General features: G+C 47.3%; 1 protein-coding gene. It reads left to right on the top strand.

Annotated features, from left to right (window positions below; genetic code table 11):
• Positions 1 to 1,028: collagen-like domain-containing protein (locus tag AC1DVP_RS21265; protein WP_477185468.1), on the top strand; the 1,028-nt coding region annotated here is incomplete at its 5' end.
• Between the last annotated feature and the right edge of the window lie 9 nt (positions 1,029 to 1,037).

Below are 1,037 nucleotides of genomic sequence, written 5' to 3'. Positions count from 1 at the left end.
ATGGTATTGATGGAGCAGTAGGTCCTCAAGGAATCCAAGGTATAGCTGGAACTAACGGTATTGACGGTATTAATGGAACCAATGGTGTTGATGGAATMAACGGAACAAATGGTATTGATGGAGCAGTAGGTCCTCAAGGAATCCAAGGTATAGCTGGAACTAACGGTATTGACGGTATTAATGGAACCAATGGTGTTGATGGAATAAACGGAACGAATGGTATTGATGGAGCAGTAGGTCCTCAAGGAATCCAAGGTATAGCTGGAACTAACGGTATTGACGGTATTAATGGAACCAATGGTGTTGATGGAATAAACGGAACGAATGGAGTTGATGGCGCAGTWGGTCCRCAAGGTTTAGCCGGAACTAACGGTGTTGACGGWACTAACGGAACGAATGGAGTTGATGGCGCAGTTGGTTCACAAGGTATAGCCGGAACTAACGGTGTTGACGGAACTAACGGAACGAATGGAGTTGATGGCGCAGTTGGTCCACAAGGTATTGCCGGAACTAACGGTATTGACGGTACTAATGGAACCAATGGTGTTGATGGAATAAACGGAACGAATGGAGTTGATGGCGCAGTTGGTCCACAAGGTATTGCCGGAACCAATGGTGTTGACGGAACGAACGGAACGAATGGAGTTGATGGCGCAGTAGGTCCGCAAGGTTTAGCCGGAACTAACGGTGTTGACGGAACGAACGGAACCAATGGAGTTGATGGCGCAGTTGGCCCACAAGGTTTAGCTGGAACAAACGGTGTTGACGGAACTAACGGAACGAATGGAGTTGATGGCGCAGTTGGTCCACAAGGTATAGCCGGAACTAACGGTATTGACGGTACTAACGGAACCAATGGTGTTGATGGAATCAACGGAACGAATGGTATTGATGGAGCAGTAGGTCCTCAAGGAATCCAAGGTATAGCTGGAACTAACGGTATTGACGGTATTAATGGAACCAATGGTGTTGATGGAATAAACGGAACGAATGGAGTTGATGGCGCAGTACGGAACGAATGGAGTTGATGGCGCAGT

The organism is Flavobacterium sp. P3_A6, from assembly GCF_056403035.1.
Note: the sequence above shows the minus strand (reverse complement) of the source record. Positions and strands in the feature narration are given on the sequence as shown.